This window comes from Serratia sp. N21D137 (genome assembly GCF_047530005.1).
Lineage (GTDB): Bacteria > Pseudomonadota > Gammaproteobacteria > Enterobacterales > Enterobacteriaceae > Chania > Chania fonticola_B.
Genome location: NZ_JBLJAJ010000113.1, coordinates 1 through 810 on the forward strand (window position 1 = coordinate 1; position 810 = coordinate 810).

Sequence of the window (810 nt, forward strand, 5' to 3'; positions counted from 1 at the left end):
GCATGGCATTCAGCCCAGCCTGTTGTTCAAGTGGAAGAAACAATATCAGGAAGGCAGCCTTACCGCTGTTGCTGCCGGAGAGGAGGTGGTTCCGGCATCTGAGCTGGTTGCCGCGTTGAAGCAGGTCCGTGAACTTCAGCGCCTGCTGGGTAAGAAGACCATGGAGGTTGAGATCCTCAAAGAGGCCGTGGAGTACGGCCAGTCACGAAAATGGATAGCGCACGCGCCCTTGTTGCCAAAGGACAAGGGATAGCCCCGGTAAGCAGGATCATGGGTGTGTCGCGTGCGCAGTTATCGCTGCGGGTAAACCGTTCTGCTGACTGGCAGGACAGGCGTTGTCACAGGCGAGACGATGAAGCGGACGCTGAGGTACTGTCACGCATCCTCGATATCATCAGTGACATGCCCAGCTATGGCTATCGCCGTGTATGGGGGATCATGCGCAAACAACTACGCGATGAAGGACTGCCCCCAGTAAATGCGAAACGTGTTTACCGTGTGATGAACGAGCATAATCTGTTGTTACTTCATGACAAACCGCAACGGCCCCAGCGTGAACATAACGGTAAAATAGCGGTACCGGAGAGCAACCAGCGCTGGTGCTCAGATGGCTTCGAGTTCGGTTGTGACGACGGAGAAAAACTGCGTGTGACGTTCGCGCTGGACTGCTGTGACAGAGAAGCCATAGACTGGGCAGCGAGCACCGGCGGTTATGACAGTGTAACCGTGCAGGACGTGATGCTGGGAGCGGTGGAAAAGCGCTTCGGTGCAACGCTCCCGGACAAGCCGGTGCAGTGGCTGACGGACAAC

1 pseudogene is annotated in these 810 nt (G+C 56.4%); it reads left to right on the top strand.

What is annotated here, in order from left to right:
• Nucleotides 1–810 (top strand): annotated as a pseudogene (locus ACMV5H_RS25560) (DDE-type integrase/transposase/recombinase); the annotation flags it as partial.